This is a genomic window from Microbacterium shaanxiense, from assembly GCF_054779995.1.
On record NZ_BAAGXE010000004.1, the window covers coordinates 391,968 to 412,846 of the forward strand.

Below are 20,879 nucleotides of genomic sequence, written 5' to 3' on the forward strand. Positions count from 1 at the left end.
CGCCCAGTCTAGGGTTCGTCGCGGGAGTGGTTCAGCGTGCGAGCACCTGCCGCTTGGAGCTGATCACTCCGGTGTTGAAACCGGCGAGGTGCAGGCCGCCGTGGAACCGCGCATGCTCGATCTTGATGCAGCGATCCATGACGACCGCGAGGCCTGCGGACTCCGCGAGGGCGGCCGCTTCCTCGTTCCATGAGCCGAGTTGGAGCCACAGCGTCGCGGCTCCCGCATCGATGGCCTCCTGCGCGACGCCTGGTAGATCGTCGTGCTTGCGGAACACGTCGACGATGTCGGGCACGACAGGCAGGTCGGCGAGCGACGCGTACACCGGCTGTCCGAGGATCTCCGTCTCGCGAGGGTTCACGAGATACACGTCATAGGGCGAACTCGACAGCAGATAGGTCGTCACGAAGTACGAGGCGCGTGCGGGGTTGTTGGACGCCCCGACGATCGCGATCGACTTCGAACGGCGCAGCAGCGCGAAGCGCTCCTGCTGATTCGGACCGGTCCACGTCCGCTCGGAGGCGGCGGCAACTGCGGTACCGGGCAGAGCGCAGGCGACAGCATCCGTCGGCGCGGGAAGGGCGCAAGAGTCCGCGGGATTCGAGGTGCTCATCGGGTCGCTCCTGTCGCTGCGGTGAGAGCCTGATCCAGATCCCAGATGATGTCGTCCGCGTCTTCCAGGCCGACCGAGATGCGGATCAGATCGGGGCGCACGCCGGCGGCGTCGAGCTGCGACGCGGTCAGCTGACGATGGGTCGTGGATGCCGGATGGATCACGAGCGTGCGCGCATCGCCGATGTTCGCCAGATGCGACGCGAGCTGCAGGTTCTCGATCACGGCCTCCCCCGCGGCGCGACCGTCAGCGGCCGCGACGCCGAAGGCGAAGACCGATCCGGGTCCGAGCGGAAGATACTTGGCCGCGCGGTCGCGGTGCGGATGACCATCGAGGCCCGCCCACGTGACGTACGACACCCGAGGGTCGGCGTCCAGCCACTCCGCGACGATCCGTGCGTTGGCCAGGTGCCCGTCGATGCGCTGCGGCAGCGTCTCGACGCCCTGCAGCAGGTTGAACGCGGACTGCGGGCTCAGCGCAGGACCGATGTCGCGCAGCTGCTCGGTGCGGAGCTTGGTGAGGAATCCGTACTCACCGAAGTTGTCCCACCACTTGATGCCGCCGTACGACTCGACCGGCTCGGTCATCTGCGGGAACTTGCCGCTTCCCCAGTCGAACGTGCCCTTCTCGATGACGATGCCGCCGAGTGTCGTGCCGTGGCCGCCGAGGAACTTCGTGACCGAGTGGATCACGATGTCGGCGCCGTGCTCGAGCGGTCGCGCAAGGTACGGCGTCGCGAGCGTCGCGTCGACGACGAGCGGCACGCCGGCGTCGTGTGCGACCGCCGCGAGTCCTTCGATGTCGGCGATCTCGCCCGAGGGGTTGCCGATCATCTCGACGTAGACGACCTTGGTCTCCGGGCGGATCGCGGCGGCGTAGTCGGCCGGGTCGCTCGACGGCACGAAGGTCGTCTCGACGCCGAAGCGGCGCAGCGTGACATCCAGCTGCGTGACCGTTCCGCCGTAGAGCTGCGCGGAGGCGACGATGTGGTCACCTGCACCCACGAGGGCGGCGAAGGTGATGAACTCGGCGCTCATGCCGGATGCCGTGGCCACGGCGCCGATCCCGCCTTCCAGCGATGCCAGCCGCTCCTCAAGCGCAGCCACGGTGGGGTTGCCGATGCGGGAGTAGATGTTGCCGTACTTCTGCAGAGCGAAGAGGTTCCCGGCATCCGTCGCGTCGTCGAAGACGAACGACGTGGTCTGGTAGATCGGCACGGCGCGTGCGCCGGTGGATGCGTCGGGCGTGCCGCCCGCGTGGAGTGCTCGGGTGCGGAACCCGAAGCGGTGCTCTTCCGTCATGTCGTCCTCGGTTCGGCCGCGGCCAGCACGTCGGCGATGCCGTCGACGGCCCACGGGTTCTGCAGTGATGTCGTGTCTCCGAGCGCCTCCGGCTCGCGGCCGGCGCGTCGGTCCTGTTCAGCCTCCCACAGCTGCGCGAGCAGCCTGCGCATGATCTTCCCGGAGCGCGTCTTGGGCAGGTCGGGAACGACGACGATGTGCTTCGGCTTGGCGACCGGCCCGATCGCGATCGCGACCTGATCGCGCAGGGCGGATGCCGTGACCGCGGCCGCTCCGGACGGCGTCACGAAGGCGACCACCGCCTGACCGGTCACCGGATCGGAGACGCCGGCGGTACCGGCTTCTCCCACGCTCTCGTGCGCGACGAGGGCGGACTCGATCTCGATCGTGGAGAGGCGATGGCCGGAGACGTTCACGACGTCGTCGAGGCGGCCGAGGAGCCAGATGCGACCGTTGGCGTCCTTCGTCGCGCCGTCGCCCGCGACATAGTAGCCGCCGAAGTCTCCGTGACCGGCGAACGCCGCCCAGTACGCGTCGCGGTAGCGCTGCGGGTCGCCCCAGACGGTTCGTGCCATGCCTGGCCAGGGGCGGCGCACGACGAGTGTCCCGGAGCTTCCTGGTGCGACCTCGTGACCGTGCTCGTCGACGACGGTCGCGTCGATGCCCGGCAGCGGCACGGTCGCCGATCCGGGTTTGAGGGTCGTGACACCGGGAAGCGGGGCGATCATCGCGGCCCCGGTCTCGGACTGCCACCACGTGTCGACGACCGGCAGCTCGTCGCGGCCGAAGTTGCGACGGAACCAGATCCACGCCTCCGGGTTGATCGCCTCGCCGACCGTTCCGAGCAGACGCAGGCTGGAGAGGTCGTGCCCTCGGGGCAGCTCGGCACCGAACCAGGTCATGAACGTGCGGATCAGCGTCGGTGCGGTGTAGTAGACCGTCACGCCATAGCGTTCGATGATCTCGAGGTGCCGCTCCCTGTTCGGGGAGTCGGGTGTGCCCTCGTAGATCACCTGGGTGAGTCCGTTGGAGAGCGGTCCGTAGATCTCGTAGGTGTGCGCGGTGACCCATGCCAGGTCGGCGGTGCACCAGTGCACGTCGTCCGGTTTGGCGTCGAAATGCGCCCAGTGCGCCCAGCTCGTGTGCGCCAGGTAGCCGCCGGAGGTGTGGACGAGACCCTTCGGCTTCCCCGTGGTGCCTGAGGTGTAGATGATGAACAGCGGATGCTCGGCGTCGAAGGGCTGCGCGTCGTGCGTCGTCGACGCGGTGTCGACCACGTCGTGCCACCAGAGGTCGCGACCCTCGGTCCATGGCACCTCCTGGCCTGTACGCCGCAGCACGAGGACATGCTCGAGTTCGGCCAGCTCGGCGGCCGCGGCATCCGCCGTCGTCTTCACCTCGGTCGCCACGCCCCTGCGGAACTGCCCGTCGCTGGTGACGAGCAGCTTCGCTCCGGTGTCCTCGAGCCGGAACCGCACGGCCTCGGCGGAGAAGCCGCCGAACACGAGCGAGTGCACGGCGCCGATGCGCGCACAGGCGAGTGTGATGACGATCGTCTCGACGAGCACCGGAAGGTAGATCACGACACGGTCGCCCGGTTCGATGCCGAGGGCGAGCAGGGCGTTGGCGGCCTGCGAGACGCGCCGCTGCAGATCTGCGTACGTCACTTCGGTCCGGTCCCCCGGCTCGCCTTCGAAGTGCAACGCGACCGTGTCGCCGCGGCCGGCGTCGACGTGGCGGTCGACGCAGTTGTACGCGACGTTCAGCTTTCCGCCGACGAACCAGCGTGCCGCGGGGATCGCCCCGTCTGTGGGCGGCTCCCACTCATGAGCGGTGTGCCACGGTTCTGCCCAGTCGAGCCGCGCGGCAGCCCGCTCCCAGAAAGCGGTGGGGTCGGCATCCGCCTCGGCGTAGGTCTCAGCCGTGACGTTCGCCTGCGCGGTGAACGCGGCCGGAGGCGCGTATTCGCGGGTCTCCAGCAGTCGTGCTTCGCTCACCCTCAGGCCCACTTCTTGAGCAGGTGCTTCTCGACCAGTGCGAGGATCCCGTTCGTGATCGTTCCGAGCAGCGCGAGCAGCACGATCGAGAGCAGGATACGGTCGACGCGACCGGTGCTCTGCGAGTCGGTGAGCAGGAATCCGAGCCCCATCGACGAGGCGATGAGCTCGGCGGCGACGAGGAACAGCCATGCCTGTGCCAGTGCGAGGCGCAGGCCGGAGACCACCGACGGCACCACGGCCGGGAGCTGCACCGTGCGGAACAGCGACCACCCGCGCAGGCTGAACGAGCGCCCTGCCTCGACCAGCTGGGGGTCGACGTGCCGAAGTGCTGATGCGACCGTCGTGTACACCGGGAAGAAGGCGCCGATCGCGATCAGCGTGACCTTCGATTCCTCGCCGATCTGCAGCCACAGGATGAGCAGCGGCACCCAGGCGAGTGACGGCACGGCGCGGAGTGCCGCGAGGGTCGGGCTGAGAAGCACTTCACCGAGCCGGGACAGCCCGACGAAGCCGGCGAACGCGAGGCCGATCACGGAACCGATCGCGAAGCCGAGCAGCACGCGCTGCACCGAGATCGCGATGTGCGTCCACAGCTGGCCGGCCTCGGCGAGCTCGACGCCGGCGGTGAAGACGGATGCCGGTGTGGGAAGACGGTACGGCGGCACCAGCCCGCTCGTGGTGGCGAACTGCCATGCCACGAGGATGACGACGGGCAGGATCAGCCCGGCGGCCACGCGGACGCCGGTGCGATCCCAGATGCCTCGGGTTCCGGCATCCGGTCTCCGGCGCTCCCCCTTGGCGAAATCGAGCGCGTCCCGCGAATCCGCCGGAACGACGACTCGCTGGTCGGGAATGGTCATCAGCCCTTGGCCGCCTTCTCGGCGAACGTGGCGTTGATGATCGTCTCGAGGGCCTTGTCGACCGACTCCTGGCCGCCCTGCACATCGCCGGAGTCGACGAGCACGGGAGCGATCTTCTCGAGCACCTCGAGCTGCGCATCGCCGGGGATGCCGCTCACGTCGAGGTTGGAGCGCTCCTCGATCACGGTCGTCGCGACCTCGATGTCGATGCCGGCGACCTCGGCGAGCAGCGCAGCGGTCTCCTCCGGGTTCTCGAGAGCCCAGACGCGTGCCTGTTCGTAGGCGTCGACGACGGCCTGGGCGAGGTCGGCGTGGTTGTCGATGAAGTCCTCGGTGGCGTTGAGGAACCCGTACGTGTTGAAGTCGACGTTGCGGTAGATGAGCTGGTCACCGGACTCGACCTCGGCTGCGGCCATGATCGGGTCGAGGCCCGCCCACGCGTCGACGGAGCCGCCGTCGAGCGCCGCGCGGCCGTCGGCATGCTGCAGGTTCTGCACCTCGACGTCGTCGAGCGAGAGACCGCCCTCTTCGAGTGCCTGCAGCAGGAAGAAGTAGGGGTCGGTGCCCTTCGTCGCGGCGATGGAGGCGCCGGCGAGGTCTTCCAACGACGTGATGTCGCTGTCCGGACCGGTGACGATGGCCGACCACTCCGGCTGCGAGTAGATGTCGATGACCTGGATGGGCGACCCATTCGCGCGGGCGAGCAGCGCGGCCGATCCGGCGGTCGATCCGACGTCGACCGAGCCGGAGCGCAGCAGTTCGTTGGCCTTGTTGGATCCGGCGGACTGCACCCACTCGACGGTCACGTCGTCGCCCACGATGTCCTCGAGGATGCCCTGGTCCTTGATGACGAGACTCAGTGGGTTGTACGTCGCGAAGTCGACCGTGAGCGTGTCGGACGACCACTCGCCCGTCGCGGCGGAGCCGTCGGACTCAGAGGCACCGGCGTTCTCCCCGGCTACGCAGCCGGTGGCGACGAGCATCATCGTGCCGGCGATGGCGATCGCAGGAACGATTCGGCGTGTGATGGTGCTCATCGGGTCTCCTCGGTGGAAATGCGGTGGTGGGTGTCGACGCCGAGGCCTTCGAGAAGGTCGGCGCGGAGGTCCGCGAGACCGCGATCGGCGCGGTCACGCGGGCGGATGCCGGGCACGGTGATGGTGCGCGCGATGGATGTCGCGCCACTGCCGGCTTCGCCGGCGAGCGAGCGCAGCAGCAGCACGCGGTCGGCGAGGTAGAGGGCCTCCTCGACGTCATGGGTGACGAGGAGGACGGTGGTGGGTTCGGCGGTGTGGATGTCGAGCAGGAGGTCCTGCATCCGCAGCCTGGTGAGCGCGTCGAGCGCACCGAACGGTTCGTCGAGCAGGAGGACGCCGGGGTTTCGCGCCAGAGCGCGGGCGAGCGAAGCGCGCTGCGCCATGCCCCCGGAGACCTCACGGGGATGCTGGTCGGCGGCGTGGTCGAGGCCTACGAGGTGCAGCAGTTCCCGCACGCGCTCGCGGCCGTCGCGGCGCCGTGTGCCGCGGGGCAGGCCGAGCTCGACGTTCTGGGCCAGCGTGCGCCATGGGAGCAGCCGGGGCTCCTGGAATGCGACGGCGGTGCGCTCATCCGTGTCGGTGACGCCGGTGCCGTCGAGGCTGATGCGTCCGTTCGTGGGCGAATCGAGTCCTCCGACGAGGCGCAGGAGCGTCGACTTCCCGCAGCCCGACGGACCGACCACTGCGACGATCTCGCCGGGGGCCAGTTCGACGTCGACGCCGCGCAGCACTTCGCGTCGCCCCTCGGGCATCGGGAACGTGCGCTCGATGTTCTCGAGGCGGACGGCGTTCGCCGCACCCAGAGCGACCGGCGCGTCACCGGTGCGCGGGGCGAGGACTGCGGATGTCATACCCCCATCGTCGCGGAGGCGCACCCATGTTACGAAAGCGGGCGTAATGTTCCGTCACACCGCGCACGGCATCCGTCCTGCGCCGTGCAGATCGCGCCGATGGGAGCTTTTCGCACGTGAAAGGCGCGCCTTGGATGCGGAAAGCTCCCATCGATGCGGCATCGGTGCCGGGATGCTCGGCACCGATGCCGGAAACGCGGAACGGGCCGCCACCCGAAGGTGACGACCCGTTCCGTGTGAGGCGTTATTACGCGTTGCCGCCCGAGAGCTTCTCGCGCAGAGCCGCGAGTGCCTCGTCGTCGGCAAGCGTTCCGGCGCCGGAGTCGCTCGTGAAGGACTGTGCAGCGGCGAAGTCGTCGCCTGCAGCGGCCTCTGCCTCGGCTGCCTTGGCAACCGCGACCTTGTGAGCCTCCCAGCGGGTCTGAGCTGCAGCGTACTCCTGCTCCCAAGCCTCGCGTGCGGAGTCGAAGCCTTCCTTCCACGCACCGGTCTCGGGGTCGAAGCCCTCCGGGTACTTGTACTCGCCGTTCTCGTCGTACTCGGCGAGCATGCCGTACAGGGCCGGGTCGAACTCGGTGCCGTTGGGGTCGACCGACTCGTTGGCCTGCTTGAGCGACAGCGAGATGCGACGACGCTCGAGGTCGATGTCGATGACCTTGACGAAGACCTCTTCGCCGACGGACACGACCTGCTCAGCCAGCTCGACGTGCTTGCTGGAGAGTTCGGAGATGTGCACGAGGCCCTCGATGCCGTCTGCGACGCGGACGAACGCACCGAACGGAACGAGCTTGGTGACCTTGCCCGGTGCGATCTGGCCGATCGCGTGGGTGCGGGCGAAGACCTGCCACGGGTCCTCCTGCGTCGCCTTGAGCGACAGGGAGACGCGCTCGCGGTCGAGGTCCACCTCGAGGATCTCGACGGTGACCTCCTGGCCGACCTCGACGACCTCGGATGCGTGCTCGATGTGCTTCCAGGACAGCTCGGAGACGTGCACGAGGCCGTCAACGCCACCCAGGTCGACGAACGCACCGAAGTTGACGATCGACGAGACCGTGCCCTTGCGGACCTGGCCCTTGTGGAGGTTGTTGAGGAAGGTCGTGCGCGACTCGGACTGCGTCTGCTCGAGCAGAGCGCGGCGCGAGAGGACGACGTTGTTGCGGTTCTTGTCCAGCTCGAGGATCTTCGCCTCGATCTCCTGGCCCAGGTACGGGGTCAGGTCGCGGACGCGGCGCAGCTCGATGAGCGATGCCGGCAGGAAGCCGCGCAAGCCGATGTCGACGATGAGTCCACCCTTGACGACCTCGATGACCGTACCGGTGACGACGCCGTCGTCTTCCTTGATCTTCTCGACGTCGCCCCAGGCGCGCTCGTACTGCGCACGCTTCTTGGACAGGATCAGACGGCCTTCCTTGTCCTCCTTCTGGAGAACAAGAGCCTCGACCTCGTCGCCGACCTTGACGACCTCGTTAGGGTCGACGTCGTGCTTGATGGAGAGTTCGCGGGAGGGGATGACACCCTCGGTCTTGTAACCGACGTCGAGCAGAACCTCATCGCGGTCGATCTTGACGATCGTGCCTTCGATGATGTCGCCGTCGTTGAAGAACTTCAGAGTCTTCTCGACCGCGGCCAGGAAGTCCTCAGCAGATCCGATGTCGTTGATGGCGACCTGCTTGGTGGCCGGGGCGGTCGTTGCGGTAGTCATGTAGTGGGTTGTCCTTGTTGGGTGGGTACTCGGGCCACGGGCGCTCATGCACGCATGAGTGATCGCCTGAAGCGAATGGATTTGGATTTTCAATCAACGGGCATGCGAGTGCACGCCACGAGTGACACTTCAGATTATCAGAGATTCGTCCTGAACGCTGCTGTGGATAACTCCGGCGGATGCGGGCGCTTCGCGTTAGCGTGAACGGGTGACCCTCCCCCGATCGAAGACGAGCCGGATCCGGATGCTGGCACTGCTCGCACTCGCAGCAACCGCCCTGAGCGCCTGCACGCCGACCCCGGAGCCGACGCCGACTCCGAGCGCGGCATTCGCATCGGAGGAGGAAGCATTCGCCGCGGCGGAAGAGGTCTATCGGGAGTACATGGATGCATTCAATCAAGTGGATCTGCGTGATCCGTCGACATTCGAAACCGTATTCCAGTACTCGACCGGCGACTACCTGAGCAGCGAGAAAGCATCGCTCTCTCAACTGCACGCGGAGGGACATCTCCGCGATGGCGCCATTAAGATCGTCACCTTTGAAGGCACCGCGTACGACGGCGGCGACCACGTCGAAGCAATCACCTGCAACGACGTCAGCGCTACAACGTTCACCGACGAAGACGGAACCAACCTTGTCCCCAAAGATCGGCCCGACCGATACGTGTTACTTCTGACCCTCGTTGTTGCCGACTCTGCGTTGCGCATCGAAAGCGCAACTCCCACCGAGGACCCCGGGTGCGCGTCTTCGTAGCGCTCGCGGCTTCGGTCATGATGGCCGTATCAGCGCCCGCTCTCGCCAGCACGGATGTCCGTGCGTCTGCAGGCGGCTGTACCGCGATCGAACAGGCGACGACTGGATGTACCAACACCGGCAGCGAGATCATCATCGATGACAGCCACACCCGACCCGAGACTCCTGGGAACTCTCCCATAGGCGACTCCGATCCCGGCACGGACTCGGATTGGACGCCGCCGCCGGGGTGGGCGCCTCCTCCGGAGTTCAATTTCGCGCAGTGTCTGAACGACTGGGACTCTTACATCCAGTGCTTCCGTGCGCAGGAGGAAGAAGCGGAAGAGACTCCGGCAGAGGAAGCCGCGGCCCCCGCGATCCCCGCCGTCACGATCGCCGATGTCGCCCGCTTCGCTCCCGCGGGCTCTGCGATCTCCGCAGAGCCCGACAATGTCGGGGTCGTCGGTCTGCCGACGAACTTCGTGGCGGCAGCATCCGTCCACACCGTGAACGACTCGCTGTTCGGGTTCCCCATCGCGGTGAGGTTCACCCCCGTCGGCTACGACTTCACATTCGGCGACGGCACGACCACCACGACCACCGAGGGAGGTCGATCGTGGGCCGATCTCGGACAAGCCCAGTTCACACCCACCCCCACGAGCCACACCTACACCGAGCGCGGCACCTATTCCGCGGCGGTCGATGTGCGCTACGCGGCGGAGGTCGACTTCGGCATCGGCTGGTTCCCGATCTCGGGCGAAGTCACCTCGTCGGGAGCTGCGCAGGAGGTCCGCATCTTCGAGGCGCACACGGCTCTGGTGGCGCACACCTGCGAGCAGGCTCCCGACTCCCCCGGCTGCTGACGCCGGATCCGTCGAGGCGCTGTGACATGCTGATCCCATGAGCGACAGGCTGATGCTGCTGGACACCGCTTCCCTCTACTTCCGTGCCTTCTACGGCGTTCCGGACAAGGTGAAGGCCCCCGACGGCTCCCCCATCAACGCCGCGCGCGGACTGCTCGACATGATCGCCAAGCTCGTCACCCTGTACGAGCCGACGCACATCGTCGCGTGCTGGGACGATGACTGGCGTCCGCAGTGGCGCGTCGACCTCATCCCCAGCTACAAGGCGCATCGAGTCGTCGAGATCGTTCCAGCCGGTCCGGACGTCGAAGAGGTGCCCGACCCTCTTGAAACTCAGATCCCGCTGATCCGCGAAGAGCTGACCGCCCTCGGCATCCCGATCATCGGGGTCACGGCGCACGAGGCCGACGACGTCATCGGCACCCTCGCCACGCTCGCGACCATGCCGGTCGACATCGTCACCGGCGACCGCGACCTGTTCCAGCTGATCGACGATGATCGCGGCATCCGCATCGTCTACACCGCGCGAGGCATGAGCAACCTCGACGTCCTCACCGAGACGAGCGTCGTCGCGAAGTACGGCGTGCTCCCCTCGCAGTACGCCGACTTCGCCACCATGCGGGGCGACGCCTCCGACGGTCTGCCCGGGGTTCCAGGCGTCGGCGAGAAGACCGCGGCCACGCTTCTGCAGACGCACGGCGATCTCGCCGGCATCCGCGCGGCGGCGGAAGCAGGCGAGGGCATGAGCGCCGGGCTGCGCGCGAAGATCCTCGCCGCCTCCCTCTACCTCGATGTCGCGCCGACGGTGGTCGAGGTCGCACGCGGGCTCGACATCGCACCCCCCATCGATCCGGTGCGCGCACTCGACCCCTCAGAGGCGGACGCCGCCATCGCGCTCGCGCAGAAGTGGAATCTCGGCTCGTCGATGGACCGCGCCATCGCGGCCCTCGGCCGTTGACGCGGCGGCCGAGTCAGCAAGCTACTCGGCCCAGGCTCTCAGCCGGTCCACGCCCCACGTCGTCACGATCCGCTCGGCCGGCACACCGGCCTTCTCGGCACGCTCGGCGCCGTAGTCGAGCAGCGACAGCTGCCCCGGCGCGTGTGCGTCGGAATCGAGCGAGAACAGGCACCCGGCATCCAGCGCGATCGCGATCAGCTCATCGGGCGGATCCTGCCGCTCGGGTCGCGCATTGATCTCGACGGCGACTCCGTTCTCGGCACATGCGTCGAACACCGCGCGGGCGTCGAACTGCGAGGGCGGCCGTGTGCCGCGATCGCCTTGCACCAGCCTCCCGGTGCAGTGGCCGAGCACGTTCACGTACGGGCTGCGCACCGCGGCGATCATGCGCGCGGTCATCGGCCTCGGTTCCATGCGCAACTTGGAATGCACGGAGGCGACCACGATGTCGAGCGCACTCAGCAGCTCGGGGTCCTGATCGAGGGCGCCGTCTTCGAGGATGTCGACCTCGATCCCGGCGAACATCGTGAAGCCGTCTGCCGATTCGCCGCGCACGAGCGGCATCTGCTCACGCAACCGTTCGGCGGACAGCCCACGGGCGACTCTGAGCCGCGGCGAGTGATCGGTGATCGCAAGATACTCATGCCCGAGAGCTCGTGCGGCCGCCGCCATCGTGGCGATCGAGGTCGTCCCGTCCGACCAGTCCGTGTGAGCGTGCAGGTCGCCGCGCAGCTTCCCACGGAGCACGGAGGCGCGTTCCGGTTCGACCTCGCCGCGCAGTTCCACCAGGTAGTCCGGAGTCTCACCGGCCTGCGCCTGACGGATCACGGCGAAGGTCGACTCGCCGATGCCCTTGGCCGCACGGAGTCGTGTGGGATCGTTGCGCACGTCGTCGGACAACCCCTGCAGGGTCGCCGCAGCCTGGCGGAAGGCCTTCGCCCGGTATCGCGAGGCGCGCTCCCGCTCGAGCAGGGTCGCGATCTCAAGCAGCGCGTCTACGGGATCCATGATCGTTCACGCAGAGGCGAGCTCTCGCGTCGCATCCACCCACGCCGTCAGCTTGGCAGCGGCGCTGCCGTCATCGATCGCCGCCTCCGCACGCGCGTACCCGTCACGAAGGCGATCGAGGATCGGACGCTGCACTTGCGTCGAATCCTGGGACAGTTCGAATGCGACGATCCCCGCCGCGGCGTTCAGCAGCACGATGTCGCGCACCGGGCCCTTCGTGCCCTCGAGAGTGTCGCGGAGCACGCCGGCGTTGTGCTCGGGCGATCCTCCGATGAGGTCCGCGAGCTCTGCGGTCGGGATGCCGAGATCACGAGGATCGAGGTCGTGCTCGTGGATGTCGCCGAGGCTGACTTCCCAGATGCGGCTGTGGCCGGTGGTCGTCAACTCGTCGAGACCGTCATCGCCGCGGAAGACGAGCGCGGTCGCCCCGCGGGTGCGGAACACACCCGTGATCAGAGGGACCCGCTCGAGCTGAGCGACGCCGACAGCGTTCGCCTCCGCGCGGGCGGGGTTGCAGAGCGGGCCCAGCATGTTGAACACGGTGGGCACGCCGAGCTCTCCTCTGGCGTTGCCGGCGTGCTTGAACCCGGGGTGGAAGGCAGCGGCCCATGCGAACGTGATGCCGGTGCGGTCGAGCACGGCCGCGACCTCTTCGGGAGAGAGCGAGAGCTGAAGGCCCAGGGCACCCAGAACGTCGGATGACCCGGACGCCGAGCTGGCAGCCCTGTTGCCGTGCTTGACCACGGGGATGCCGGTCGCGCCGATGATGATCGCCGCGGTCGTCGAGACGTTGACGGTACCCACGCGATCGCCGCCGGTTCCGACGATGTCGAGCACGTTGGAGGAGACCGGCAACGGAACAGCGGCCTCGAGGATGGCGTCGCGGAATCCGACGATCTCATCGATCGTCTCGCCCTTGGCCCGCAGAGCGACCAGGAAGCCGGCGAGCTTGGCATCCGAGACGTTCCCCTGCATGACCTGGCGCATGGCCCACGTGGACTCCCACACGCTGAGATCGCGCCCCTCCAGGAGCGTGGTGAGCACATCCGGCCAGGTCGGGGAATCAAGCATGTCTGCGATCCTATCGGCGCGAATAAATTCCTTGCGCAGAGCCTCGCTGACGTGCATCCTTGATTTCCCTTGAATTCACCGAGGATTCGCAGGGACTTCTTAGGGTCCCCTAAGCATCGGTTCGGGGAATCGGGCCCTGCCGATGCAAGAATCACGCTCGCAGATCGGCCATAATGGAGGGGTGACCACCTCAGCGACCTATGCCCCGGCGGCAAGAACGATCAAGCGCCCGAATTCGGTAGCTGTCGGCACCATCGTGTGGCTCGGCAGCGAGGTGATGTTCTTCGCGGGACTGTTCGCGATCTACTTCACCCTCCGCAGCACGTCTCCCGAGCTCTGGGCAGACCGCACGGAGCTGCTCAACGTGACATTCGCGGGTGTCAACACCGCGATCCTCGTGCTCTCCTCCGTGACCTGCCAGATGGGCGTGTTCGCGGCGGAAGACCTTCAGCCGTACCGCATCGCGAAGGGCCAGGTGAACGGCGCAGGCCGTCGACGCCTCTTCGGCTGGGGAATGATCGAGTGGTTCTGGCTCACGTTCGCACTCGGTGCGATCTTCGTCTCCGGTCAGGTCTGGGAGTACGCGCAGCTCGTCGCTGAGGGCATGCCGATCCAGGCGGACTCCTACGCCTCGGCCTTCTACCTGACCACGGGCTTCCACGCCCTCCACGTCACCGGCGGACTCATCGCGTTCCTGCTCATCATGGGCCGCGCGTTCGCAGTGAAGAACTTCACGCACAAGGAGGCGACCTCCTCGATCGTTGTGTCCTACTACTGGCACTTCGTCGACGTCGTCTGGATCGTGCTGTTCTTCGTCATCTACTTCCTGAAATAAGAGCGGAGCTGACCTGCGAAATGGCACGAGAGAAGAAGCGTCGCTCGAACGGACGCCGTAGCCCCCTGGCGGCTGCGGCACTGATCGGTGCCGGCCTCCTCATCACGGGAGGCATCTACGCCGGAGCGTCAGCGGCCATCGCCGCCACCGACACTCAGACGAGCGCGAGCACCGAGCTCAGCATCGAGGACGGCGAGAAGCTGTTCCAGGCGAACTGCGCCACCTGCCACGGTCTCGACCTGCAGGGAACCGACAACGGTCCGAGCCTGTACGGCGTCGGTGAACTGTCCGTCGAGTTCCAGCTGGCGACCGGCCGCATGCCGCTGCAGATGCAGGGACCGCAGGCTCCCCAGAAGAGCCCGCAGTTCACGCAGCCGCAGATCGACGCGATGGCCGCCTACGTGCAGTCGGAGGCGCCCGGCCCGACGTTCCCCGACGATGAGATCCTCGACGGCGAAGGCGATGTCGCACACGGAGCCGAGCTGTTCCGCGTCAACTGCGCCATGTGCCACAACGTGTCGGCAGCCGGCGGTGCGCTCACCGAGGGCAAGTACGCCCCGGCCCTGACCTCGACCAGCGCGCTGCACATCTACGCGGCGATGGTCACCGGCCCGCAGAACATGCCGGTGTTCGGAGACATGAACCTGTCCGACGAGGACAAGCGCGACATCATCTCCGCGCTGCTCTTCCAGCAGGAGTCGGTTTCGGTCGGCGGATTCACGCTCGGCAACCTTGGCCCCGTCTCGGAGGGCCTGTTCGTCTGGATCTTCGGTATCGGTGGCCTCGTCGCCATCACCGTGTGGATCACGGCGAAGTCCAACTGACGCTTATTCATCGAAGAGGAACGTACGAGGAGCACCATGGCACACGACGACGACTCGAAGGCCCTTGACCGGGCCTACCAGCCCTCACCGGGGCTGGGTGTCGCAGTCAGCGATCCCGTGCAGAACCCGGGGCTGCCGCCACACCGTGAGCGGATGACCGACAAGGACCCCAAGGCTGAGAAGCGCGCGGTCCGCACGGTCTACACACTGTTCTACCTGTCGCTCGCCGGCAGCATCTGGGCCGTCGCCGCGTACATGCTGTTCCCGATCGAAGACGGCTCGATGGTCTCGATCCGTTACAACAACCTCTTCATCGGACTCGGCATCGCACTGGCGCTGCTCTCCCTCGGCATCGGGGCCATCCACTGGTCCAAGGCGCTGATGTCCGACAAGGAGTTCGTCGAGCACCGCCACCCCACCCGGGGCAAGGACTCGACGCGTGAGGCGGCCGTCCAGGCGTTCGCCGACGCCAACGAGGAGTCCGGCTTCGGACGCCGCACCATGATCCGCAACTCGCTGTTCGCAGCCGTGGTCGCGTCGATCATCCCCGGTGTCGCTCTCTTCCGCGGTCTCGCACCGCACAGCACCCCGGACGACCCCACGGCCGGCGACCCGGTCGTGCTGCTCAAGCACACGATGTGGGCGGAGGGACAGCGTCTGGTCCGCGACCCCGACGGCACACCCATCCGTGCTGCTGACGTCACCCTCGGCTCGGCCTTCCACGTGATCCCCGAGGATCTCGCCGAGCTCAGCCACCACGACGGCTATCTCGAGGAGAAGGCCAAGGCGATCGTGCTGATGATGCGCCTTCGTCCTGAGCAGCTCGTCGAGGCCGAGGACCGCAAGGACTGGTCGTACGACGGCATCGTCGCGTACTCCAAGGTCTGCACGCACGTGGGCTGCCCTGTCGCGCTGTACGAGCAGCAGACGCACCACCTGCTGTGCCCGTGTCACCAGTCGCAGTTCGACGTCACCGATCACGCGAAGGTCATCTTCGGACCGGCTGCCCGTCCACTGCCGCAGCTGCCGATCACGGTCGACGATGAGGGCTACCTCGTCGCACGCAGCGACTTCACCGAGCCTGTCGGCCCGAGCTTCTGGGAGCGCCATTGAGCACCGCAACGCTGTCCAAAGAGGACAAGGACAACAAGGCGCCTCTCGGCGGCCGCTTCGTCGGTGGAGCGGCGAACTACATCGACGAGCGAACCAGCCTCTCGGGCTTCGTCAAGGAGCTGGGTCGCAAGATCTTCCCCGACCACTGGTCGTTCATGCTCGGCGAGATCGCGCTGTGGAGCTTCGTCGTCGTCTTCATCTCGGGCTCATTCCTGACGTTCTTCTTCCAGGCGTCGATGGTCGAGACCCACTACACGGGTGCGTACGCCCCCATGCGCGGCATCGAGATGTCGGCAGCGCTCGAATCGACGCTGCACATCTCCTTCGATCTGCGCGGTGGCCTGCTGGTTCGCCAGATCCACCACTGGGCGGCTCTCGTGTTCGTCGCCGGCATCGGCATCCACATGCTGCGCGTGTTCTTCACCGGCGCGTTCCGCAAGCCGCGTGAGTTGAACTGGGTGATCGGCTTCGTGCTGTTCATCCTGGCTCTCGCCGAGGGCTTCACCGGCTACTCGCTGCCTGACGACCTGCTCTCGGGCAACGGCCTGCGCATCATCGACGGCATGGTCAAGGGCCTCCCCCTCATCGGCACCTGGACGTCGTTCCTGATCTTCGGCGGCGAATTCCCCGGCACCGACATCGTGGGTCGTCTGTACTCGTTGCACATCCTGCTGCTGCCGATGCTGGTCATCGCCCTGATCGTCGTGCACCTGATGCTGATGGTCATCAACAAGCACACCCAGTTCGCCGGCCCCGGCCGCACGAACGACAACGTCGTCGGCTACCCGATGATGCCGGTGTACATGTCGAAGATGGGCGGCTACCTGTTCATCGTCTTCGGCTCGATCGTGCTGATAGCGACATTCGTCCAGATCAACCCGATCTGGGCCTACGGACCATACGACCCCTCCCCCGTCTCGGCGGGTACCCAGCCGGACTGGTACATCGGATTCGCGGACGGGGCCCTGCGCCTCGCGCCGTCGAACTGGGACCTCGTCCTCCTCGGTCACACCTGGTCGTTCGGAATCATCGTTCCGGTGCTGGTGCTCGGACTGTTCATCGTCGCCGTCGCGATCTACCCGTTCCTCGAGGCGTGGATCACCGGAGACAAGCGGGAGCACCACCTCGCACAGCGCCCCCGCAACGCCGCCACGCGCACCGCGATCGGCGCCGCCGGCGTCATCTTCTACGCGGTCCTGTGGGCTGCAGCATCCTCCGACCTCATCGCGACGCACTTCATGCTCACGATGGAAGGCGTGATCCACGCGCTGCAGGCGCTGCTGTTCCTCGGCCCGATCCTCGGTTACTTCATCACCAAGCGCATCTGCATCGCGCTGCAGAAGAAGGACCGCGAGATCGTGCTGCACGGTTACGAGTCCGGTCGCATCGTCCGTCTTCCCGGAGGCGAGTACATCGAGGTGCACCAGCCGGTCGACACCTACGATCGCTGGAAGCTCATCGATGTCGACGGCTACGAGCCGCTCGTCGTGCGCCCGAACGACAAGGGACGCATCCCGTGGACGGAGAACCTGCGCTCGTCCATCTCGCGCTGGTTCTTCGAGGACCGTCTCGCCCCGCTCACGCAGGCCGAGGTCGCCGCGGCTGACGCGCACCAGAGCCACGTCACGGCCCACATGGACGAGGCAGAGGCCGAAGAGATCCAGGGAGCCCACGAGCGCGCAGGTGCCCCTGACGCTCCCCTGACCGCTCCGGCCGAGACGCACATCGACGAGACCGCCAACACCCCCAGCTCGGTGATCGCCACCGACCCGGTGAAGAAGCCCAAGAAGGGCTCGGCGCACGGCGAGGTCGGAACACCCGAGAAGAAGTCGGAGGACGGCGAGTAACGACGCCGCCCCCTGGGCCCCGGCCGTCGCTCTTCGGAGCACGGTCGGGGCCCTTCTTCGTTACGCTCGAAGGATGTCCTCCGTCGTTCGTCTCATCCGCTCTTCCACGCTCGCCGATGCCCCCTATTCGTACGCGGCGACAGCTCCATCGCAGTCACGGCTGATCTTCCTCGCCGGTGCATGCCCGCTCAACGACGACGGATCGACGGCGTTCCCGGGCGACTATGCCGGTCAGGCGTCTCGTTGCGTCGAGACCTTGACCGAGGCGCTCCGTGCGGCAGGCGCGTCGCTGACCGACGTCATCAGCACGCGCGTGCTGGTGGCCTCGTCCGCACAGCAGGATCTGGTCGATGCATGGGACGTGGTCCACGCTGCTTTCGGCGATCACGACGTGCCCAGCACGCTCCTCGGCGTCACGGTGCTCGGATACGATCACCAGCTCGTCGAGATCGAAGCGATCGCGGCGGTCGCAGACGCCTGAGGACGCGTCCGAACGGTACCGCTGAAGTATGGCGGAAATCCTACGTACGGCGTCCGGGCCGGTGCGGTGGCGGGTCGCAGCATCGCAATAGGCTGAAACCATGATCGATCGTGCTGACTACTTCGCCGCCAAGCTCGCGTACGAGACCGACGCGAGCGACCTGTACGCCCGTCTGAAGGACTCTGACGATGTCGTGGTCATCGACGTCCGCTCCGACGAGGCGTGGGCGCAGGGACGCATCCCTGAGGCCGTGCACATGCACTACAGCGAGATCGCGACGCGGGCGCCGGCGGAGATCGCGTCCGGCAGCGAAGTGATCGTGTACTGCTGGAGCCCTGGCTGCAACGCAGGAGCCAAGGGTGCCCTGGAGTTCGCGAAGCTCGGCTTCACCGTACGAGAACTGATCGGTGGATTCGAGTACTGGGTGCGCGAAGGGTATCCGGTCGCCGATGCCGACGGCATCCATCGACGGCCCGTCGACCCGCTCACCGGAGTCGCCCGCATCCGCACGCACGCGTGAACCACTTCCCTACCGGAAAGGCAGAAGGCCCCCGGACCGGAGTCCGGGGGCCTTCTCAACGTTCGTAGGGACTGCTCAGCGAGCGAAGTTCCCGCGGTAGTACTCGTAGACCCAGCCGACGATCGCGACGACGAAGATGGCGACGCCGATCGGCAGGAGGAAGTGTCCGACGGCCATGCCGATCAGGAACACCGCGGCGGAGGCCGCGAGAACGATGGGCCACCAGGACCACGGGCTGAACTCACCGAGCTCAGGATCTCCATCATCGATGTCGGCGGTCAGGATGTCCTCAGGCAGCTCGCCGCCCTGAGCCTTGTGCGTGCGCTGAAGGTAGACCGCCACCATCGCACCCATGAAGGCGGTGAACAGCAGTGCTACCGAGCCCACCCACTCGATTCGGTTGACGAGCTCGAGGTCGGGGTGAGCCAGGATGTTCCACCCCGTGTACACCACCGCGACGATGAGGAAGAAGACGGTGAGAACCCACCAGAGGACGACATTTGATCGCATGGCTTACTTGGCCTCTCCGCTCGCACCGGCAAGGGCCGGCTCCGGGGCGGCGACAGGATGCTCCGCAGCCTCGGGGTGATTCAGATCGAACGCGGGACGCTCGCTGCGGATGCGCGGGATCGACGTGAAGTTGTGACGCGGCGGCGGGCAGCTGGTCGCCCACTCGAGCGACGCTCCGTAACCCCACGGGTCGTTGACCATGACCTTGGGCGCCTTGCGCGCCGTGATCCACACGTTCAGGAAGAACGGCAGCATGGAGGCTCCGAGGATGATCGCGCCGATCGTCGAGACCTGGTTGCCCCAGGTCCAGCCGTCAGCTGCCGAGTAGTCCGCGTAGCGGCGCACCATGCCGTCCACGCCCAGCCAGTGCTGGATGAGGAAGGTCATGTGGAAACCGACGAACAGCATCCAGAAGTGCACATAGCCGAGACGCTCGTTCAGCATGCGGCCGGTCCACTTGGGCCACCAGAAGTAGAAGCCGGCGAACATCGCGAACACGACGGTGCCGAACACGACGTAGTGGAAGTGCGCGACCACGAAGTACGAGTCGCTGAGGTGGAAGTCCAGCGGCGGCGCCGCGAGGATGACACCGGTCAGACCGCCGAAGACGAACGACACGAGGAAGCCGAGTGCGAAGACCATCGGCGTCTCGAAGGTCACCGATCCTCGCCAGAGCGTTCCGATCCAGTTGAAGATCTTCACGCCCGTCGGCACCGCGATGAGCATCGTCATGAGCGCGAAGAACGGCAGTAGCACCGAACCGGTGACGTACATGTGGTGCGCCCACACGGCGACGGACAGAGCCGCGATCGCGATCGTCGCGTAGACGAGGGTCTTGTATCCGAAGATCGGCTTGCGGCTGAACACCGGGAAGATCTCCGAGACGATGCCGAAGAACGGCAGCGCGATGATGTACACCTCGGGGTGGCCGAAGAACCAGAACAGGTGCTGCCACAGCAGCACACCGCCGTTGGCCGGGTCGTAGATGTGCGCACCCAGGATGCGGTCGGCTGCGGCGGCGAAGATCGCGGCCGCGAGCACCGGGAAGGCCATGAGGATCAGCAGGCTCGTGATCAGCGTGTTCCAGCTGAAGATCGGCATACGCCACATCGTCATGCCGGGGGCGCGCATCGTGACGACCGTGGTGATGAAGTTCACGGCACCGAGGATGGTTCCGAAACCGGACATGCCGAGTCCGACCATCCAGAGGTTTCCACCGGCGCCGGGCGTGAAGGTGGCGCTCGCGAGCGGCTGATATGCGAACCAGCCGAACGACGCAGCGCCCTGCGGGGTGAGGAAGCCGGCGATCGCGATGATGGAACCGAACGTGAACAGCCAGAAGGCGAACGCGTTCAGACGCGGGAACGCCACATCCGGCGCACCGAGCTGCAGCGGGAGGATCGCGTTGGCGAATCCGGCGAACAGCGGCGTCGCGAACATGAGAAGCATGATCGTGCCGTGCATGGTGAACAGCTGGTTGTACTGCTCCTTGGTGGGGACGATCTGCATCCCGGGAGCGAACAGCTCGGCGCGGATGACGAGCGCCATCACACCGCCGAGGAGGAAGAAGAGCACCGAGGCGATCAGGTACATGTACCCGATGGTCTTGTGGTCAGTGGAGGTGATCCACTTGACGACGATGTTGCCCTTCTGCTCGACGCGCGAGGAGCTCATCAACGCGGCCTGACGGGCCGGGATGGCTGTGGGGCGGGATCCGTGGACGTCGCCTGCTGCGGAGTTGGTCGACATGAG

At 66.6% G+C, this 20,879-nt stretch carries 20 protein-coding genes; 9 read left to right on the forward strand and 11 right to left on the reverse strand.

Going from position 1 to position 20,879, the window contains the following annotated elements; translation table 11 throughout:
- Positions 1–31 precede the first annotated feature (31 nt).
- From ACYVG2_RS15350 to rpsA, 7 genes are all read right to left on the reverse strand, one after another.
- On the reverse strand, positions 32–613 hold the full coding sequence (locus tag ACYVG2_RS15350; protein WP_460781772.1) for a CoA-binding protein: 582 nt from the start codon (positions 611–613) through the stop codon (positions 32–34).
- Entirely contained in the window at positions 610–1,914 is a 1,305-nt protein-coding gene (locus ACYVG2_RS15355; protein WP_460781773.1) for an O-acetylhomoserine aminocarboxypropyltransferase/cysteine synthase family protein, read from the reverse strand. Before ACYVG2_RS15355 ends, ACYVG2_RS15350 begins: the two co-directional genes overlap by 4 nt.
- Positions 1,911–3,917, reverse strand: a complete 2,007-nt coding sequence (acs, locus tag ACYVG2_RS15360; protein ID WP_460781953.1) for an acetate--CoA ligase — start codon at positions 3,915–3,917, stop codon at positions 1,911–1,913. The genes ACYVG2_RS15355 and acs overlap by 4 nt, the downstream gene beginning before the upstream one ends.
- A complete protein-coding gene (locus ACYVG2_RS15365; protein WP_460781774.1) occupies positions 3,914–4,774 on the reverse strand; it encodes an ABC transporter permease in 861 nt (286 codons plus the stop codon). Before ACYVG2_RS15365 ends, acs begins: the two co-directional genes overlap by 4 nt.
- Positions 4,774–5,811, reverse strand: coding sequence for an aliphatic sulfonate ABC transporter substrate-binding protein (locus ACYVG2_RS15370; protein ID WP_460781775.1), 1,038 nt, complete (start codon positions 5,809–5,811; stop codon positions 4,774–4,776). The genes ACYVG2_RS15365 and ACYVG2_RS15370 overlap by 1 nt, the downstream gene beginning before the upstream one ends.
- On the reverse strand, positions 5,808–6,662 hold the full coding sequence (locus ACYVG2_RS15375) for an ABC transporter ATP-binding protein (protein ID WP_460781776.1): 855 nt from the start codon (positions 6,660–6,662) through the stop codon (positions 5,808–5,810). The genes ACYVG2_RS15370 and ACYVG2_RS15375 overlap by 4 nt, the downstream gene beginning before the upstream one ends.
- A 247-nt stretch (positions 6,663–6,909) precedes the next feature.
- Positions 6,910–8,364 carry a 30S ribosomal protein S1 gene (gene rpsA / locus ACYVG2_RS15380; RefSeq protein WP_448965898.1) on the reverse strand — a complete coding sequence of 485 codons (1,455 nt, stop codon included), beginning with the start codon at positions 8,362–8,364 and terminating at the stop codon, positions 6,910–6,912.
- A 208-nt stretch (positions 8,365–8,572) separates the two neighbouring features.
- Here rpsA and ACYVG2_RS15385 point away from each other — a divergent pair, with 208 nt between their 5' ends.
- Genes ACYVG2_RS15385 through ACYVG2_RS15395 form a run of 3 tightly spaced genes read left to right on the forward strand, consistent with a single transcriptional unit; the run spans position 8,573 to position 10,918 of the window.
- Entirely contained in the window at positions 8,573–9,118 is a 546-nt protein-coding gene (locus ACYVG2_RS15385; protein ID WP_460781777.1) for a hypothetical protein, read from the forward strand.
- 17 nt (positions 9,119–9,135) lie between these two features.
- Positions 9,136–9,960, forward strand: coding sequence for a hypothetical protein (locus tag ACYVG2_RS15390; protein WP_460781778.1), 825 nt, complete (start codon positions 9,136–9,138; stop codon positions 9,958–9,960).
- Positions 9,961–9,997: 37 nt separating this feature from the next.
- Positions 9,998–10,918: a 5'-3' exonuclease gene (locus ACYVG2_RS15395; RefSeq protein WP_460781779.1), complete on the forward strand. Its 921-nt coding sequence runs from the start codon at positions 9,998–10,000 to the stop codon at positions 10,916–10,918.
- A gap of 21 nt (positions 10,919–10,939) precedes the next feature.
- Here ACYVG2_RS15395 and ACYVG2_RS15400 read toward each other — a convergent pair whose 3' ends face one another.
- Both ACYVG2_RS15400 and trpD read right to left on the reverse strand, forming a co-directional pair.
- On the reverse strand, positions 10,940–11,926 hold the full coding sequence (locus ACYVG2_RS15400; protein WP_460781780.1) for a PHP domain-containing protein: 987 nt from the start codon (positions 11,924–11,926) through the stop codon (positions 10,940–10,942).
- Between the two features lie 6 nt (positions 11,927–11,932).
- A complete protein-coding gene (gene trpD, locus ACYVG2_RS15405) occupies positions 11,933–12,997 on the reverse strand; it encodes an anthranilate phosphoribosyltransferase (protein WP_448965903.1) in 1,065 nt (354 codons plus the stop codon).
- A 142-nt stretch (positions 12,998–13,139) separates the two neighbouring features.
- On the opposite strand from trpD, the gene ctaE reads away from it, so the two are divergent.
- The 6 genes from ctaE to ACYVG2_RS15435 all read left to right on the forward strand — a co-directional run bounded on the left by ctaE (position 13,140) and on the right by ACYVG2_RS15435 (position 18,617).
- A complete protein-coding gene (gene ctaE, locus ACYVG2_RS15410) occupies positions 13,140–13,832 on the forward strand; it encodes an aa3-type cytochrome oxidase subunit III (protein ID WP_448965904.1) in 693 nt (230 codons plus the stop codon).
- A gap of 20 nt (positions 13,833–13,852) precedes the next feature.
- Entirely contained in the window at positions 13,853–14,656 is an 804-nt protein-coding gene (gene qcrC / locus ACYVG2_RS15415; RefSeq protein ID WP_448965905.1) for a cytochrome bc1 complex diheme cytochrome c subunit, read from the forward strand.
- A gap of 36 nt (positions 14,657–14,692) precedes the next feature.
- Entirely contained in the window at positions 14,693–15,769 is a 1,077-nt protein-coding gene (gene qcrA / locus ACYVG2_RS15420) for a cytochrome bc1 complex Rieske iron-sulfur subunit (RefSeq protein ID WP_448965906.1), read from the forward strand.
- Positions 15,766–17,616, forward strand: coding sequence for a cytochrome bc1 complex cytochrome b subunit (gene qcrB / locus ACYVG2_RS15425; RefSeq protein ID WP_460781781.1), 1,851 nt, complete (start codon positions 15,766–15,768; stop codon positions 17,614–17,616). The genes qcrA and qcrB overlap by 4 nt, the downstream gene beginning before the upstream one ends.
- Before the next feature lie 73 nt (positions 17,617–17,689).
- The gene (locus tag ACYVG2_RS15430) at positions 17,690–18,097 is read left to right on the forward strand and encodes a RidA family protein (RefSeq protein WP_460781782.1); all 408 of its coding nucleotides are present in this window, start codon (positions 17,690–17,692) and stop codon (positions 18,095–18,097) included.
- A 100-nt stretch (positions 18,098–18,197) separates the two neighbouring features.
- Positions 18,198–18,617 carry a rhodanese-like domain-containing protein gene (locus ACYVG2_RS15435; protein WP_460781783.1) on the forward strand — a complete coding sequence of 140 codons (420 nt, stop codon included), beginning with the start codon at positions 18,198–18,200 and terminating at the stop codon, positions 18,615–18,617.
- 75 nt (positions 18,618–18,692) lie between these two features.
- On the opposite strand, the gene ACYVG2_RS15440 is transcribed toward ACYVG2_RS15435, so the two are convergent.
- Positions 18,693–19,127 carry a cytochrome c oxidase subunit 4 gene (locus ACYVG2_RS15440; protein ID WP_448965910.1) on the reverse strand — a complete coding sequence of 145 codons (435 nt, stop codon included), beginning with the start codon at positions 19,125–19,127 and terminating at the stop codon, positions 18,693–18,695.
- A gap of 3 nt (positions 19,128–19,130) precedes the next feature.
- Positions 19,131–20,876: an aa3-type cytochrome oxidase subunit I gene (ctaD, locus tag ACYVG2_RS15445; protein ID WP_460781784.1), complete on the reverse strand. Its 1,746-nt coding sequence runs from the start codon at positions 20,874–20,876 to the stop codon at positions 19,131–19,133.
- Between the last annotated feature and the right edge of the window lie 3 nt (positions 20,877–20,879).